This window comes from Bordetella sp. H567, assembly GCF_001704295.1.
Taxonomy (GTDB): Bacteria; Pseudomonadota; Gammaproteobacteria; order Burkholderiales; family Burkholderiaceae_B; genus Bordetella_C.
On the sequence record NZ_CP012334.1, the window covers coordinates 4967246 to 4983521 of the forward strand.

Genomic DNA, 16276 nt, shown 5'->3' on the forward strand with positions numbered 1-16276 from the left:
GAGGCTTGCCTTTCCCATGATGGCCTTCATCCGTTTCGTCGACCGGCTGTCGACCGCCGTGGGAAAGGCGTTTGCCTGGCTCATCGTGGCGCTGACCGTGCACGTCTGCTGGGAAGTAATGGCGCGCTACCTGTTCCATCGTCCCAGCGCGTGGGCCTTCGATATGCAGGTGATGTACTACGGCGTCATGTTCATGATGTCGGGCGCCTACACGCTGGCGAAGAACGGCCATGTGCGCGGGGACATCCTCTACGGCTTTCTGCGCCCGCGCGTTCAGGCGGGACTGGACCTGGCACTGTACATCGTGTTCTTCGTGCCGGGCGTCACCGCGCTGGTGTGGGCTGGCTGGTACTACGCAGGCGAATCCATCGCTATCCGCGAGCATTCGTCGCTGATGGCCAATGGCCCGCCGATCTACCCCTTCAAGGTCTTCATCCCCATCGCCGGCGCCTTCCTGCTGCTGCAAGGCATCGCGGAGATCTGCCGCTGCGTGCTGTGCCTGCGCCACGGCGCCTGGCCGCGCCGCGCCGACGATGTCGAGGAAGTCGACGTCGACAAGCTGAAGGAAATGGTGCAGGTCAAGGACGAAGACATCGCCGAACTGGACCGCTACGCCACCGGGCAGGGAAACCGCTCATGAAGACCAACAGGGCGCTCTGGTTCGGCTATTCCTGCATCGGCATCATCGTGGCGATGATCGCCTTCCTGACGCCATGGGGCAGCCTGACGTCGGCGCATATCGGCCTGCTGATGCTGGCCCTGATCGTCGTCGCGATCATGCTGGGGTTTCCCACGGCGTTCACGCTGATGGGCATGGGCGTGCTGTTCACGTTCTTTTCCTACTCCATGCAAGGCGACGGCTTCACGCTGCGCGCGGTAAAGCAGACGCTGGATCTGATGGTGCAGCGGGCCTATGCCACCATGACCAACGAGTCGCTGATTTCCATTCCGCTGTTCGTGTTCATGGGTTACCTGGTCGAGCGGGCCAACCTGATCGAAAAGCTGTTCCGCTCCATGCACCTGGCGCTGGCCCGCCTGCCCGGTGCGCTGGCGGTGGCCACGCTGGTCACCTGCGCGATCTTCGCCACGGCGACCGGGATCGTCGGCGCGGTGGTGACCCTGATGGGGCTGCTGGCGATGCCGGCCATGCTGAAGGCCGGATACAGCGTCAGGCTGACGGCCGGTTCCATCACCGCCGGCGGCTGCCTGGGCATCCTGATCCCACCCTCCGTGATGTTGATCGTCTACGGCGCGACCACGGGCGTGTCGGTGGTGCAGCTGTACGCGGGCGCCCTCTTTCCCGGCATCATGCTAGCGGGGCTTTATATCGTGTACGTGATCCTGGTGTCCGCGCTTAAGCCCGCCCTGGCGCCCCCGCTGCCCGTCGACGAACGTCGCATTCCCCTGCCGGAGGACGCCGCGCGGGTAGCGCGGGCGCAGCCCGGCAATGCGATGGCCGGCTTGCTGACCGCGCTGTTCCAGCCGCGCGCGGGATCGGCCGCCGCCTCGCGGCTTTTCCTGTGGACCCATCTGGCGGTGGCCTTGGCCCCGCTGGCGCTGTTCGCGATCGTCATGGGCACCGTGCACCAGATGGTAACGACACCCGCGGCCATCTATGACATCCCGGAGGAACTGCGGCTGGGATCGGCCGAAGGGACGACCGATGCAGGCAGCCTGGCCGAGCCCGGCGGGTTGGCGGAACCGCCCGGCGCGGGTGGCTTGGCAGAACCTCCCGTGGCATTGGCCGACCCTTCCGCAACATTGGCCGAGCCGCCAGTCGCATCAGCACAGTCACCAACGGCGGATGGACTTGCTGAACCGCCGGCGGTGGGCAAACCGGACCAGGGTGCGGGTGCCGCCCATGCCGCACCGCCTGGCCGCGCCCCGGCGCAGACGGCCGGCGCGCCATCCGGCGATGCCGAGCGCCTGGCGGCACCTGGGGGCTATTGGATCGGATTCGCCATATGCGCCGCGATCGTCGCCGGCTTTTATCTGACGTTGAACTGGCAGCGCCTGCTGCTCTTCCGCCTGCTGATGGAATCGTTCTTCCCCCTGGCCATCATGATCGCCGCGGTGCTGGGCTCGATCACCTTCGGCCTGGCCACGCCCAGCGAAGCCGCCGCGATGGGCGCGCTGGGCGGCGCCCTGCTTGCCCTGGCCTATCGTCGGCTGAACATGCCGATGCTGAAGGAATCGGTCTACCTGACCGCCAAAACCACCGCCATGGTGTGCTGGCTGTTCGTCGGCTCGTCGATATTCTCGGCCGCCTTCGCCCTGCTGGGCGGCCAGGCCATCGTCGAGTCCTGGGTGCTGTCGCTGGGCCTGGGCAAGCTGCAATTCCTGCTCCTGGCGCAGGTCATTATTTTCCTGCTGGGCTGGCCGCTGGAATGGACGGAGATCATCGTGATCTTCATGCCCATCTTCGTTCCGCTGCTGACGGCGTTCGACATCGACCCCCTGTTCTTCGGCCTGCTGGTCGCGCTGAACCTGCAGACCGCCTTCCTGTCGCCGCCGGTCGCGATGTCGGCCTTCTACCTGAAGGGCGTGGCGCCACGGCACGTCACCCTGAACCAGATATTCCTTGGCATGATGCCGTTCATGGGCATACAGATCCTTGCCATCCTGTTGCTGTACGCCTTCCCGGGCATCGGCCTGTGGCTGCCCAAACTGCTGTACGACTGAAGCGGAGATGCACATGAAGCCGTATCCCACGAAGCTGTATCGCGCCATCGGCACCGTCATCGCGGCGCTTGCATTGCCGGTGCTGTTCTCGGCAACGGCCAACGCCCATCACGGCTGGTCCTGGGCCGACACGGACCAGATCAAGCTGACCGGCGTGGTAAAGAAAGTCGTGATCGCGCCGCCTCATCCCTACCTGGACGTGCAAACAGCCAACGACGGATTGTGGCGCGTCGAGCTGGGCAATCCCACGCAAACACGGGAGTCCGGTTTCGACGAGCGGTCCGCCAAGGTCGACCAAACCATCATCGCGGTCGGCAACCGGGCCAAGGATCACGCCGAAAAGCGCATGAAGGCCGTGCAGGTCTCCGTCGGCGGCAAGACCTATGACATCTATCCCGAACGGATCCAGCGATGAATCTGGACGCCTTCGTGCAGTGGGTGGCCGGGTTGCCGCCCGCTGTATTCCTGCGCAACTCGTCCATTGGCTATCTGCTGGTCAATGCCGCGCATATCGCGGCGCTGGGCATACTGGTGGGTTCGATCACGGCGCTGGACCTGCGTCTGCTATGGTCGCGCGGCACGGTGCCGCTGCGTGAGTTCGGCCCTTATCTTTCGAACCTGGCAGCAGTCGCCTTGGGCTTCGCGGTCATCACCGGCCTGCTGCTCTTCTCGGTGAAGGCCGATGAGTACGTCCGCAACTGGGCCTTCCTGGTCAAGGTGGTGGTGGTCGGACTGGGGATCGTGAACGCCGTGTGGCTGCATGCGGGGCCGCACTGGCGGCGCGCGCTGCGGGAACCGCAGATCCCGCGCGCGCTGCGCATGCATGCGGCAGCGTCCCTGCTGTTCTGGCTGAGCGCCATCGTCGCGGGACGCTGGATCGGCTTTCTGTAGGGCCAGTCAACGGCTTTTCTTGACGGCCATCGCCACCGCGTCGCCCATCTCTTCCGTACCGACGCGCTGGCAGCCCGGCTGCATGATGTCCGGCGTGCGGTAGCCCTCCGCCAGCACCGCGCGCACGGCGGCTTCCACGCGGTCGGCATTGGCGGTCTGGTTGAAGGTGTAGCGCAGCATCATCGCCATGGACAGGATGGAGGCGATCGGATTGGCCAGGTTCTTGCCGGCGATGTCTGGCGCCGTGCCGTGCACCGGCTCGTACAGGCCCTTCTGCCCGTAACTGAGCGACGCGGAGGGCAGCATGCCGATGGAGCCGGTCAACATGGCGGCGGCGTCCGACAGGATGTCGCCGAAGATATTGCCCGTGACCATCACATCGAACTGCTTGGGGTTGCGCATCAGCATCATCGCCGCGGCGTCGACGAACAAGTGCGTCAGCTCCACGTCGGGATATTCCTTGCCCACGTTCGTCACGACCTCGCGCCAAAGCTGCCCGACTTCCAGCACATTGGCCTTTTCCACGGAGCAGACCTTGCGGCGGCGGCCGCGCGCCGCCTTGAACGCCACATGCGCGATGCGCTCGACTTCGGATTCGCTGTAGCGCATGGTGTTGTAGCCTTCGCGCTCGCCTTTTTCGTTCACGCGGATGCCGCGCGGTTCGCCGAAATAGGCATCGCCGTTCAGCTCGCGCATGATCAGCAGGTCCAGGCCCTCGATGACTTCCGGCTTCAGCGTGGACGCGTCGATCAATTCGGGAAACAGGAACACGGGACGGAAGTTGGCGAAGATCTCCAGTTCCTTGCGCAAGCGCAGCAGGCTGGCCCCCGGCCGCATCGCGTAAGGGATGGCCTCGTCGCCGGGGATGCCGGCCGCGCCGAACAGGATGGCGTCGGCCTTGCGCGCGATCTCGGAGGTCGCGGCCGGCAGCGGATCGCCGGCGGCCTCGACACCCGCGCCGCCGATGGCGGCTTCGACCAGTTCCAGGTTCGCGCTGGAACCCAGCACGGCATGCAACACCTTGACCGCCTGGGCGGTGACTTCCTTGCCGATGCCGTCGCCCGGCATGACTGCGATTTTCATGGGTTTTCCTTCCGTTCCGTATTCAGGGATAAAGCGGGGCTAGGCGGCGGACGCATCGTGCTGCTGCTCAAAAGCGGCAATGCGGTCGCCCAGCGTCAGGGTGTAGTCCAGCTCGTCCATGCCTTCCAGCAGGCACTGCTTGGAAAAGGCATCGACCTGGAATGCGTGCGTACCGCCGTCCGGCACGGTCACGGTCTGCGACGCCAGGTCCACCGCGATGCGCACGCCCGGCTTGGCTTGCACCGCCTGCAGCAGCGACGCGACGGTGTCATCGGGCAGCACGATGGGCAGCAGGCCGTTCTTCAGCGAATTCGAGAAAAAGATATCGCCGAAGCTGGGCGCGATGACGGCGCGCACGCCATAGTCGTACAAGGCCCACACCGCGTGCTCGCGCGACGAGCCGCAACCGAAATTGCGCTGCGCCACCACGATGCGCGCCGGCCGGTACGGCGGCTGGTTCAGGATGAAATCGGGGATCTCCGAACCGTCCTTGGCGAAGCGCAAGTCACGAAACAGGTAGGCGCCGAAGTCGTCGGTGCGGGGTTTTTGCAGATAGCGCGCCGGCACGATCTGGTCGGTATCGACATTGGACCGCGGGATGGGCAGCGCCACGGCATCGAGTCGTTGGAAGGCTTCCATCATCAGCTCCTGTCCAGCAGCGGACGCGGGTCGGCCAAGTGGCCGGTCACGGCCGCCGCGGCCGCCATGGCGGGACTCATCAGGTGGGTACGCGAACCCGGCCCTTGCCGCCCCACGAAATTGCGGTTGGATGTCGAGGCACAGCGTTGGCCCGGCGCGACCGTATCGCCGTTGGTCGCCAGGCACATCGAACAGCCCGCGTAGCGCCATTCGAAACCGGCGTCGCGGAACACGCGGTCCAGCCCTTCCTGTTCCGCCTGCAGCTTGACCTGCTGCGAGCCGGGCACGACCCAGGCCTGCACCCCAGGCGCCACGCGCTTGCCGCGAGCCACCGCGGCAGCCTGGCGCAGGTCCTCGATGCGGCCGTTGGTGCACGAGCCGATGAACACGCGGTCCACGGTCACGTCGGTCAACGGCATGCCGGGCTTCAATCCCATGTAGTCCAGCGTGCGGGCCATCGCGGCCCGCCGGCCCGCGTCCTTGGCGGCATCCGGATCCGGCACGCGGCCGGAGATGGGCAAGGCATCTTCCGGGCTGTTGCCCCAGGTCACCATGGGCTGCAAGGCCGAGCCGTCCAGCACCACTTCGCGATCGAAGCGCGCGCCCGGGTCGGTGGGCAGCGTGCGCCACTGCGCCATCGCCTGGTCCCATGCCGCGCCGGCCGGCGCGTAGGGCCGCCCGTGCAGCCACGCGAAGGTCGTATCGTCCGGCGCCACCATGCCGGCGCGCGCGCCCGCCTCGATGGACATATTGCAGACCGTCATGCGGCCTTCCATGGATAGCGCGGTAATCGCCGGGCCGGCATATTCGATGACGTGGCCGGTGGCGCCCGCCGCACCGATCTGGGCGATGATGCCCAGGATGATGTCCTTGGCGGCCACGCCCGGTTGCAGGCGCCCTTGCACCACCACGCGCATCGTGGGCGGCTTGCGCTGCCAGATCGACTGCGTGGCCAGCACGTGGGCCACTTCCGAGGCGCCGATGCCGAAGGCGAATGCGCCCATGGCGCCGTGCGTGGCGGTGTGGCTGTCGCCGCAGACGATCAGCATGCCCGGCAGGCTCAGTCCCTGTTCCGGCCCGACCACGTGGATGATGCCTTGGCGCGGATCGTCCAGCCCGAAGAACTGCATGCCGGCGTCCTTCGCGTCCTGCCGCAGGGCGTCGGCCATGGCGCGTTTTTCGGGGTCGGCGATGGTTGAAAGCTCGCGCGTATCGGTGGGTACGTAGTGGTCCGGCGTGGCGAAGCTGCGCTGCGGGCTGCGCACCTTCAGGCCGCGTTGCCGCAGCATCGCGAAAGCGGGCGCCGAGCCGTCCTGGACCAGATGGCGATCGACGTAGAGCAGGCTGGTGCCGTCGTCACGCTGCAGGATCTGGTGCCGGGACCAGATCCTGTCGAACAGCGTGCGAGGCGCGGAGGCAGAGGACATAAATGGCAGCTGATAAAGGTTGATGGAACCGGCGCGATCAATCGAGCTTGGCGCCGGACAGTTCCACGATGGGCTTGTAGCGCTGGATTTCCTCGTTGATGAAGGTCGTGAAATCGCCTGGCGTGCCGCCGCCGATCTCGGCGCCGTAGTCCAGCATGCGCTGGCGGATTTCCGGATTCTTCAGCACGGCGTTGGTCGCCTTGGTGAGCTTGTCGACGATGTCCTGCGGCATGCCCTTCGGCCCCATCAGGCCGTACCACGACGACGCGTAGACGTTCTTCACGCCCAGCTCATCCAGAGTCGGGACATCGGGCAATTGCGCATTCCGCTGGCGCGAGGCCACGGCCAGCGCGCGCAACTTGCCGGACTTGACCAGCGGCAGGCAGGTGGTCGTGTCCAGCATCAGCGACACATGGCCCGCCATCAAGTCCGCTTCCGCCGGCGACGTGCCCTTGTACGGCACGTGGACGATATTGATCTTGGTCGCGTCCATGAACTGCACCGCGGCCAGGTGCTGCGACGATCCCACGCCGGCCGATCCGTAGTTCAGCTTGCCGGGATTGGCACGGGCGTAATTGACCAGGTCCTGCATGGTCTTGAACGGCGACGAAGCCGGCACCACCAGGATATTGGGCACCGCCGACACATAGGTGATGGGCGTGAAGTCCTTCACCGGATCGAACCCCAGGTGGGAATACAGGTAGACGTTGATGGCATTGGGGCTGATGGAGCCCATCAGCAGGTTGTAGCCGTCCGCGGGCTGCCGCATGGCCAGCTCGGTGCCAATGTTGCCGCCCGCGCCCGAACGGTTGTCGACGATGACCGGCTGCCCCAGCTCCTGGGACAAGCCCTGCGCGACCAGGCGGCCCATCGTGTCCACGCCGCCGCCGGGGGGCCAGGGCACGATCATCTTGATCGGATGGTCGGGGTATTCCGCGTGGGCGACGCTACAGGCGGCCAGCATCATGGCGGCTAGCCAGGCATGCAGTTTCTTCATGGTTGTCTCCGTATTCTTGTGGCAGTACGGCGCTATTCTTGGCTGGCTTCTCCCGGCGAGCAAGGCAAATTAAGACATGTCAGCTATGATTAATACTCATAGCTTTTTGGACCAGGCCATGACCCGCCGCCTCCCGCCGCTGAACGCGCTGCGCGCCTTCGAGGCCTCCGCGCGCAACGCCAGCTTTACCCGCGCCGCCCAAGAACTCTGCGTCACCCAGGGCGCCGTCAGCCGCCATGTCGCCTCCCTGGAAGACTGGACCAAGGCGCAGCTGTTCGTCCGCGGCCGCCACGGCATTGAACTGACCGGGCCGGGCCAGGCCTATTTCCGCACCATCAAGGCGGCGCTGGACCAGATCGAACAGGCGACGCGCCAGCTGCAGCAGCAGCCCGACGAACGCTGCCTGCGCATCAAGCTGCCGCCCACCTTCGCCATCAAGTGGCTGGTGCCGCGCCTGGCGCGCTTTCATGCCGCGCGGCGCGACATCGACGTGCAGATCACCACGTCCCACCTGCGCGCGGATTTCGACCGCGAGGACGTGGACGTCAGCATCCATTCCGAAACCCGGCCGCCGTCCGGCCCCGGCTACCGCCGATTGTTCGGCGAAATCCTGCTGCCGGTCTGCGCGCCGGGGCTGCTGAACAAAGAGCCGCGGCTGGAAAGGCCCGAAGACCTGGCGAACCATGTCTTGCTGTGTTCCCTGAACCGCCCGAATGATTGGCCCACGTGGCTGTCGGCGGCGGGCGTCGCGCACATCGACGGCAACAGCGGCCTCAAGTTCGAGAACGCCGCACTGGCCTACCAGGCCGCCATCGACCAACTGGGCGTCATGGTCGCGCAGCTGGCCTTCGTCAGCGACGACCTGCTGGCCGGCAGGCTGGTCGCGCCCCTGCCCCAGCGCACCGATACCGGTGGCGCCTACGTACTGGCCTATCGCAGCGACAGGCCCAAGCCGGAGCGTGTACAGGCTTTTGAAGAATGGATCGTGCAGGAAGCGGAAGAGATGGAAGCGCGTTTGCTCGGCTGAGGGCTAGACAGGTGGATTGCAGCGCACGGCGGCCGCAGCGTCGTGGCGGCGACTGCTGTTGTAATCAGCACAAAAACGTTTTTGGGGGCTGTGACGATTTGCGTGCGTTTTGTTACTCTTGACGCAACTTGCAATACACGGCCGGAAAGCCTATCCCTGGGCTCCCCTCCATACACTCCCCCCGATTCCCTTCGATGACAGCCCGCGATCTGCGGCGCCAGCGGCGCTGCGCCTTCCCTCAACACCTGAGTTTCTACAAGGCGACGTTCGCCGCCGGCCTGTCCCTGGCCGCCGCCGGGGGAGCATTCGCCCAATGTGTTTCCACAGGGCCCGTCATGGCACCTTCCGGCTGCGTCGACTGGGGCTCCGGCGATTTCACCATCACAAGCACCGGCATCGTCAACGGGACGGGGAACATTTTCGGCTACGCACTGCGCGCCGCGGGCACCGTCGGCACGCTGTTCAACCAGGGCACGATCAGCAGCGGCAGCTCGGATGGGATAGTGGTTGCCTCCGGAACCTCCGTGACGGCCATCATCAACGAGGGCATGATCACCAGCCCGACCGCGCTCAGGAACGTAGGCACGATAAGCAATATCACGAACGCAACCAACGCCTACTTCAGCGGCACGAGCGTCTACGGAATAGAAAACGACGGACGGTTCGTCGCGGCCCACATCGGGACACTGAACAATAACGGCATCATCACGGCATCCAGCCCCACGGCGGCGGCAAGCGCTGCGCTTGCCAACGTCGGCCCGTTGGCAAGCCTGGATACGCTGAACAACACCGGTTCGATATGGGGAAGCTCCACCCTGGGCGCAGGCCTGAGCAACGCTGCCGGAAGCACCATCGGGACAGTGAACAATGCACCGGCCGCGGACATCATCGGCGTTACGACCGGCCTCCTGAACAGCGGCACGATAGGCACCATTGCGAACCGAGGCCTTATCGCCGGCACCAGCCTTGCGGGCGACGAAGCCTACGGCATCCGCGCCAACGGCGGCTCCATTAGTCTCATCCAGAACGAGAATGGCGGCGCGATCCGAGGCGCTTTCGCCGGCGTGCTGGTCGAAGGCGCCAACGTGCAAGCCATCGATAACGCAGGCACCCTCGCTTCCGCGTCGAGCTTTTTGAGCGGCAGCACCACATCCCCCTACGTCGGCCTGCTGGCCCGGAACAGCGCAAGCATCGGTTCGGTAAGCAATAGCGGCACCATCACCGGCCTTTACAACGCCATACAGGTCGACTCCACGAGCACGATAGGCCCGATCGCCAACACCGGGGTGATCGCCGGCGACATCACCTCCGCCAGCACGACTGACCTGGTCATGGCAGGCGGCAGCGGCAATGCGATAGGCACGCTGACCGGCGCGAGCGGCGGCGTGGGCGCGGCCGATAAAGGGTTCATCAAGTTGACTGGGGCCAACCTGGTCTTCACCAGCGGCAATCTGCTGTTGAACGATGACATCGGCGTCGATGCGTCCCATGCGGTGATCAACAGCGGCGCGACGCTGCAGATCAGCAATCCCATCACGGTCCACGGCAATTACACGCAAACCGGCGGCGGCCTGTCGATCGACGCCGCCAACGCGACAAGCTACGGCTACCTGGACGTCAGCGGCAATGCGTCCGTCAGCAACACGGCCATCAGCCTGAACGGCGGCGGCTTGGCCGCAGGACAATCCTATTCCGTCGTGCGGGCCGGCGGCAGCGCGGCGTACAGCGGCAACACCGCCTTCGTCTCCACCAACAACGGCTTGCTCGCCCAGACCAGCACGTCCGGCGGCGCCCTGGTGGTGACGCTGTTTCCCGACGCGCAGCACCATTACTGGGACGGGACCAACACCGGCGCGGACGGCGCGATCGCCCGGGGGGGTCGGGCACGTGGACGGCCACCGGCACGAACTGGACCAGCACCGACGGCGCCAGCAACGGCAAGCTGGACACCACGGACGTGCGCCCGGTGTTCGGCGGCGCCGCGGGAACCGTCACTGTCGACGCCAGCCAGGGCGCCATCAATGTCAGCGGCATGCAGTTCTCCACCGACGGCTATCGCGTCACCGGCGCGCCGATCGGCCTGACGGCCTCGGCCTCGGCCTCGGCCATCGAGGTGGACAACAACGTCAATGCGACCATCGATTCGGTGCTGCAAGGCAGCGGCGGCCTGACCAAGACGGGCAACGGCATGCTGATCCTGAACGGCGTGAATACCTATACGGGCGGCACGACGGTCGATGCCGGCACGCTGGAGATCGGCGATGCGGACCACGCCGGCGCCAGCATCCTGGGCGACGTCGCCGTGGGCACGGCAGGCACTCTGCGCGGGCACGGCACGATTGCAGGCAGCGTTACCAACGACGGCGTCGTGCGCCCGGGCGGCTCCATCGGCACGCTCACCATCGCGGGCGACTACACGCAGTCGTCCTCCGGCACGCTGTTCGTCGACGTCAGCCCCACGGCGGCCTCACAGCTGAAGGTGGGCGGCACGGCGACGCTGGGGGGCGCCTTGAACGTGCTGTACGGCCCCGGCACGTATAGCGCAGCGTCGTTCCGCATCATCGATGCGTCCAGCGTCAGCGGCAGATTCGCCAGTGTCACCAGCAATGCCCCTGCCAACCTGGCACAGAGCGTACAGAACCTGGCCGACGGTAGCACCCTGACCCTGGCCGCCACCCCGGGCGGCAGCGGCACGGATAATGGCGGCGCGGGCAATACCGGCACAGGGAATAGCGGCACGGGTAGCAGCGGAAATGGCGGCGGCGTGGGCACGGTCGTCATCGCACCGACCAATGCCACGATTTTCGGCGCCACCGCTTCGGCGGCCATACGTGAAGGGCAGCGCGTGAACGACACGCTGCTGTCGCGCCTGGGACTATCCTGCGCCGACGCGGCGTCCGCCGCCGATTGCGCGCGTCCCGGCCGCCAGGCATGGGCGCAGATCGTGTCCAACACCGCGCACGTGCACGGCAACGATGACACGCCCAGCTACAAGGACAGCCACTATGGATTCCTGGCCGGGCTGGACAAGCAGGTCGGGGCCTGGACCGTTGGAGTAGCCGGCGGCTATAGCCACGTCGACGTTTCGGAGGACGAGGCCAGCGGCAAGATCGACACCGTGCGCATCGCCGGCTACGGCAGCCGCCGCCTGGGCCCGGTGGACGTGGCCGCCACCCTGGGTGCGGCGTACGACTTCCTGCAATCGCAGCGCTCGTTCGCCGGCCTGGGCAGCGCCAAGGGCGACACCGACGGCCAGGAGATCACGGCCGGGCTGCAGGCCAGCCTGCCGCTGGCAACCGGACCGGTAACGGTCACGCCGCGCGTGGGTGTGCGCTATCAGTACTTTCACGCCAACCGCTTCGGCGAGACGGGGCCGACCAGCCAGAACCTGGACGTCGGTTCGCAGGACTTCAACAGCCTGCAACCGTATGCGCAGGTAGCGGTGGGCCTGCCGTTCAGCACCGGCGCGGCGCGGCCCGCGCTGGTCGAGGCGCGCGTGGGCTATGCCTACGAGACGCTGGATGCCGGCCGCAATGTGGCGGCCGCGGCCGGCGACGGCACGCGCTTCACGCTGCCCGGCGTATCGCCCTCGCGCGGCATGCTGACCGCGGGCCTGGGCTTGACGCTGCCCATCGGCAAGGCGGTCGATATCACCGCGAGTTACGACCGCCTATTCGACACCGGCAACGTCTCCGCGCAGGCCTTCCTGCTGCAGGGAAGCTACAGATTCTGAGCGACTTACGGAAGAGAGCGTGGAGAGTTATCAATGTAGCCGGATGTCCGCGGCCCTGATGATGGCTCCCCACCGCATATCTTCTTCCTGGATGAATCGCGCGTAATCCGCTGGCGTGGATCCGAGCGCTTTCGCGCTCCTTGCCATCAACTGCGATTGCATGTCGTCCGACACCAAGGCCAGCCGAATTGCATTGTTCAATCGCTCGACGATAGCCGCGGGCGTGCTCTTGGGCGCAAGCACGCCCTGCCAAGCCGTAACCTCGAAACCAGGCACACCCAAGCCACCGTCGGCACGTCGTCCAAGGCCGCGATCCGCTCCTTCGCGGTCACGGCCAGCAACGAACTCCACGATGGCCCCGTTTATATACAATCAGGCAATCTTCCCAACCTGGATGGATTGACCAGATGAGCCTGTCTCGCATCGCAGTTGTCGCTTGCGCCGCCCTGCTGGCCTGCTCATCTCCCGCCCACGCCGAGGATGAAGTGAAGGGTTTCTTCGGTGAGCTGTTCAACCGCGGCAAGCCCATGGAGCTCAAGCTGACGCAGCGCAAGGATGGCATGGCACTGCAAATCAATTCGATACAGGCCAAGCCCTCCGAGACAGTCGTCGGCTTTCTGGCGAGCAATCGCGGCAATCACGAGATTCATTTGAACGAGGCCGCGGTCAACGGCCAGAAGACCTATCTTGTCGTCGAAGGCGAACGCTACTATCTGGTCCCGCCGAAGGACAACAACACGCTCGTCCTCAAGGCCGGCGAGACGATAAAGGGCACGCTGGTATTCCGGGGCGAAGTTCCCGATGTAAAGACCGTGCAGCTGCTTTTCAATGAAGGTAAAGGAGGCGTACCGCCGGAATACTTTCCGGGGTTTACCTTCGACATTCCCATGACTGCCGCCGCTTATGGCGACGATGGCTCAAAAAAAAAGTAACTGAGATCACTCGCCTTGGGCTGCAGACGGAACCGTCGCGAATCGAGCAGGTTGGCAGCCAGAAAGGCCAGTCGCAGCCGGAGGTCGTCGGTAACACTGGGAGCTCCAGCACCGCCAGCCGGATCGGCACGTTGCAAAGCGAACTCAGCGCGGTACAGGTCGACCGTGGAACGCTAGTCTCCCTGCCTGGCGACGTGTTGTTCGATTTTGACAAGGCAACGATACGTGCCAGCGCACAAGCCACGCTGGACAAGCTGGCCGAGCTGATCAAATTGCGCCAGCCGGCCTCGGTCATCATCGAGGGGCACACCGACAGCAAGGGCGACGACGCGTATAACCAACGCCTGTCCGAGGCACGTGCCGCCAGCGTGCGGGCCTACTTGAGCCAGCATGGCGCCGGCAACACGCCCATGTCCGTCGCGGGCTTCGGCGAGCGCAAGCCCGTTGTCCCCAACGAAAAACCCGACGGCAGCGACGACCCGGATGGGCGCCAGCGCAATCGGCGTGTCGAGGTGGTGCTGCGCCAGTCTTGAGTCGCTATCGCAGCGATTCCGCATAACCGATTGGCGCAAAAGCTGGCGACGAATTCGCGGCCCGCGACGACGCAAGCACAACCCCCAAATGGCACAGCTATTTCGAGATGGCATTCTTTTCCGGCCTGCGGCCGTCTTACCCGATCCTGGCCTAACGTGGATTTCCAGCGCCAGCAACCTCGGATCGATGCCGCGCGGGTGCGGTTCATCGACAAGGATACGAAAGACGCGCCAGGCGCGCGATATCGATCTCCAGACGTGCGCCATGCAGGCGCGCGCCCGGCAGAAACAACACACCTTTGTGGCCGGTGGCGACGTGTTCATCAACCCAGACACCGGGGCGCGTTCGTCGACACCGCAGCGGGGGTACAAGTGATATGGCGTCCAACGGTGAAGGCGCCGGGCATCCGCGATCGCGACGCACGGCAGACACGGCACACCTTCGCAACGCCATGCTTGTGGCCGGCATGAATCCCGCACCTGTGTCCCGGCAGATGGGACACAAGAACGCAAAGATGTTCTTTGAGGTCTATTCGCAGTGGATCGACGGCGCGGCGAACGATCTGGAGAAAGAAGATGGACCGGCTATTCCAGCGCCACGGTGCGCTCCATCGCGCAGCGTTCTAACATCATGGCGCCGTGGGCTGCGTACTTTTGATTACTGTACTTAATTTGCAGGACTCGAAAACTTTCGAGTTTCCATCGCGCCCGCAATCATAGGCGTACATAGTCCGTAGCAGCCAAATCTTTTGCCAGAGTGGATCATCGTGCTGGCGCGTGTCAACTACTAGGCCGAGTTGCGTCGCTTCCACCGAGTCCAGGACTGAGCCATGGCTGTGAAAATGGTCCCGTGATGCGAGCTTGTTGACGACGGCCTCGATTTCCGCTGGTGGCCTGCCTTGCATCATCCCGGTGGTGAGTAGCTGTTTGGCGAGCTTTCTAGTCTGATCCAACGCGGTACGAGCGACCTGTATTTGGATCGGATTCATCGTCTGAGGCGGCGCCTTTAAGATGAAGTCCGCAGGTATGCCGCCCACGGCCGGGTCAATAGGACCCAACTCGGAAGTCGGTCCCATCATCACAGTTTGGCCGCACATAGCGATCACAGTGCCGTTGCTCTTGGCCTTGCGGGGAATGATGACGCGAAGATCCGGGGCCATCGCGCGCAGAATCGAACAGACCTTTTCGGTGGCGTCGGTAAAGCCGCCGTTGGTTTCGAGCAGCAGATCGAGGCCAGCATTTCTCCGGTCCGACAGCAACTCGACCAGACAAGCATCGTCTGCCGGGTCAATCTGAGCTGCCGACCTGTCGCAATCAGTGAAATAAACGACTAAATCGCGCTTAGTTTCGTCCTCGATATCCCGGATTAGTTGTTGCCGCAAATAGCGGTCTTTATGAGTAACCCAGAACAGAGGTGATTGCGTTGGAAGGTCTTTAGTACGCGGGAAAGTATCCGACATTGCCCGATTTCGCCGATTGTTCGTTGTTCTTAGGGGCGGCGGGCTCGGCCAACACTTTATGACTCGCGTCCAAGATTCGCTGCACAGGGTCGACCGCCCGTTTCACCGCGACCTCGTCTTTCACCACTACTTGCCGGCTCTGCGAACCCATGAGGTCGCTAGGGGTCCGTTCCAGACCGCCGACAGACAGCCAGGAGTATTGCAGGGTGGTAGACATGGCATCCTCGAAGCACAGGCGCGGGGACCTGAGTCTATGCCTCGCAACGTGTGGCGAGGTCAGTAAACAAATAATACAGCTCGGGCCAACCAACTCAAACCGTTTTGTGCCGTCAGCCTCAATTCAGGCAGGGCGACGCGTTAACGGAATTTGTCCGAAACTTGTCTTAGACACGGTTGGAACCCGCACAAAACTGGCGCGCCCGACAGGAATCGAACCTGTATCAAGAGCTTCGGAAACTCTCATTCTATCCATTGAACTACGGGCGCGAAGAGGCAGTATTGTACCCAAAACAGGATTACGCGCTTGGCGCCTATGACGACCAGGCCCACGGACGGCGATGGCCATGCCCGAACGCGATTCCCGTCCTGCTTCAGCGGGCGCGTCAGGAAGGCCCGTCGCGCGCGCATCCGGGGCACATCCGTGCGGCACATCCGGGCACGTCCGGCAGCGCACCGGGTGGCGCATCGGGTAACGCACCTGAGCGTAAAAGCAGCGTAGCGGCGGTGCGAGCCGCATACCGCTTGACGGCCAGGCAGTGCGCTACCCTGCGGCCGACCGGCTGGCCGGGTGGGCAGGAAAAGCCCTTCATCCCGAGCGCGCGCCGATTGCTGCGGCGCGACGAAATGGGCCGCTCAGCCGCCGCCAGCCATCC

16 protein-coding genes and 1 tRNA gene are annotated in these 16276 nt (G+C 64.7%); 9 read left to right on the forward strand and 8 right to left on the reverse strand.

The genetic code is table 11. The features are described from left to right. Positions 1-16: 16 nt before the first annotated feature. Genes AKI39_RS22235 through AKI39_RS22250 form a run of 4 tightly spaced genes read left to right on the forward strand, consistent with a single transcriptional unit; the run spans position 17 to position 3573 of the window. Positions 17-640 carry a TRAP transporter small permease subunit gene (locus AKI39_RS22235; RefSeq protein WP_066641017.1) on the forward strand — a complete coding sequence of 208 codons (624 nt, stop codon included), beginning with the start codon at positions 17-19 and terminating at the stop codon, positions 638-640. Beyond that, entirely contained in the window at positions 637-2682 is a 2046-nt protein-coding gene (locus tag AKI39_RS22240) for a TRAP transporter large permease (protein WP_066641019.1), read from the forward strand. Before AKI39_RS22235 ends, AKI39_RS22240 begins: the two co-directional genes overlap by 4 nt. Positions 2683-2695: 13 nt before the next feature. After that, positions 2696-3097 carry a DUF6152 family protein gene (locus AKI39_RS22245; RefSeq protein ID WP_066641023.1) on the forward strand — a complete coding sequence of 134 codons (402 nt, stop codon included), beginning with the start codon at positions 2696-2698 and terminating at the stop codon, positions 3095-3097. Continuing rightward, entirely contained in the window at positions 3094-3573 is a 480-nt protein-coding gene (locus AKI39_RS22250; protein WP_083228993.1) for a DUF6644 family protein, read from the forward strand. The genes AKI39_RS22245 and AKI39_RS22250 overlap by 4 nt, the downstream gene beginning before the upstream one ends. Positions 3574-3579: 6 nt before the next feature. Here AKI39_RS22250 and leuB read toward each other — a convergent pair whose 3' ends face one another. The 4 genes from leuB to AKI39_RS22270 are packed head-to-tail and all read right to left on the reverse strand — an operon-like array spanning position 3580 to position 7719. Next, positions 3580-4656 carry a 3-isopropylmalate dehydrogenase gene (gene leuB, locus AKI39_RS22255; protein ID WP_066641025.1) on the reverse strand — a complete coding sequence of 359 codons (1077 nt, stop codon included), beginning with the start codon at positions 4654-4656 and terminating at the stop codon, positions 3580-3582. 39 nt (positions 4657-4695) lie between these two features. Next, on the reverse strand, positions 4696-5295 hold the full coding sequence (gene leuD / locus AKI39_RS22260) for a 3-isopropylmalate dehydratase small subunit (protein ID WP_066641027.1): 600 nt from the start codon (positions 5293-5295) through the stop codon (positions 4696-4698). A 2-nt stretch (positions 5296-5297) separates the two neighbouring features. Continuing rightward, positions 5298-6722 (reverse strand): 3-isopropylmalate dehydratase large subunit, encoded by a 1425-nt coding sequence (gene leuC, locus AKI39_RS22265; protein ID WP_066641029.1) that lies wholly within the window; start codon positions 6720-6722, stop codon positions 5298-5300. Between the two features lie 37 nt (positions 6723-6759). Then, positions 6760-7719, reverse strand: a complete 960-nt coding sequence (locus AKI39_RS22270; protein WP_066641035.1) for a Bug family tripartite tricarboxylate transporter substrate binding protein — start codon at positions 7717-7719, stop codon at positions 6760-6762. Positions 7720-7837: 118 nt separating this feature from the next. Here AKI39_RS22270 and gcvA point away from each other — a divergent pair, with 118 nt between their 5' ends. The 3 genes from gcvA to AKI39_RS25035 all read left to right on the forward strand — a co-directional run bounded on the left by gcvA (position 7838) and on the right by AKI39_RS25035 (position 12479). Continuing rightward, on the forward strand, positions 7838-8746 hold the full coding sequence (gcvA, locus tag AKI39_RS22275) for a transcriptional regulator GcvA (RefSeq protein WP_066643607.1): 909 nt from the start codon (positions 7838-7840) through the stop codon (positions 8744-8746). 194 nt (positions 8747-8940) lie between these two features. Next, positions 8941-10830 (forward strand): beta strand repeat-containing protein, encoded by a 1890-nt coding sequence (locus AKI39_RS26135; protein WP_066641037.1) that lies wholly within the window; start codon positions 8941-8943, stop codon positions 10828-10830. Next, on the forward strand, positions 10713-12479 hold the full coding sequence (locus AKI39_RS25035; protein WP_235610859.1) for an autotransporter family protein: 1767 nt from the start codon (positions 10713-10715) through the stop codon (positions 12477-12479). Before AKI39_RS26135 ends, AKI39_RS25035 begins: the two co-directional genes overlap by 118 nt. Positions 12480-12509: 30 nt before the next feature. Here AKI39_RS25035 and AKI39_RS22285 read toward each other — a convergent pair whose 3' ends face one another. Then, positions 12510-12830: a tripartite tricarboxylate transporter substrate-binding protein gene (locus AKI39_RS22285; protein ID WP_158515203.1), complete on the reverse strand. Its 321-nt coding sequence runs from the start codon at positions 12828-12830 to the stop codon at positions 12510-12512. 56 nt (positions 12831-12886) lie between these two features. Between AKI39_RS22285 and AKI39_RS22290 the strand changes: the two genes are divergently transcribed. Continuing rightward, positions 12887-13411: a hypothetical protein gene (locus AKI39_RS22290; RefSeq protein WP_066641041.1), complete on the forward strand. Its 525-nt coding sequence runs from the start codon at positions 12887-12889 to the stop codon at positions 13409-13411. Positions 13412-13542: 131 nt separating this feature from the next. Then, positions 13543-13944, forward strand: a complete 402-nt coding sequence (locus AKI39_RS25350; RefSeq protein WP_158515204.1) for an OmpA family protein — start codon at positions 13543-13545, stop codon at positions 13942-13944. Positions 13945-14573: 629 nt separating this feature from the next. Here AKI39_RS25350 and AKI39_RS22300 read toward each other — a convergent pair. The 3 genes from AKI39_RS22300 to AKI39_RS22305 all read right to left on the reverse strand — a co-directional run bounded on the left by AKI39_RS22300 (position 14574) and on the right by AKI39_RS22305 (position 15890). Continuing rightward, positions 14574-15404, reverse strand: coding sequence for an SDH family Clp fold serine proteinase (locus AKI39_RS22300; RefSeq protein WP_066641049.1), 831 nt, complete (start codon positions 15402-15404; stop codon positions 14574-14576). Next, positions 15379-15621 carry a hypothetical protein gene (locus tag AKI39_RS25650; RefSeq protein ID WP_145925352.1) on the reverse strand — a complete coding sequence of 81 codons (243 nt, stop codon included), beginning with the start codon at positions 15619-15621 and terminating at the stop codon, positions 15379-15381. Before AKI39_RS25650 ends, AKI39_RS22300 begins: the two co-directional genes overlap by 26 nt. 194 nt (positions 15622-15815) lie before the next feature. Next, positions 15816-15890 (reverse strand) — tRNA-Arg (locus AKI39_RS22305). Between the last annotated feature and the right edge of the window lie 386 nt (positions 15891-16276).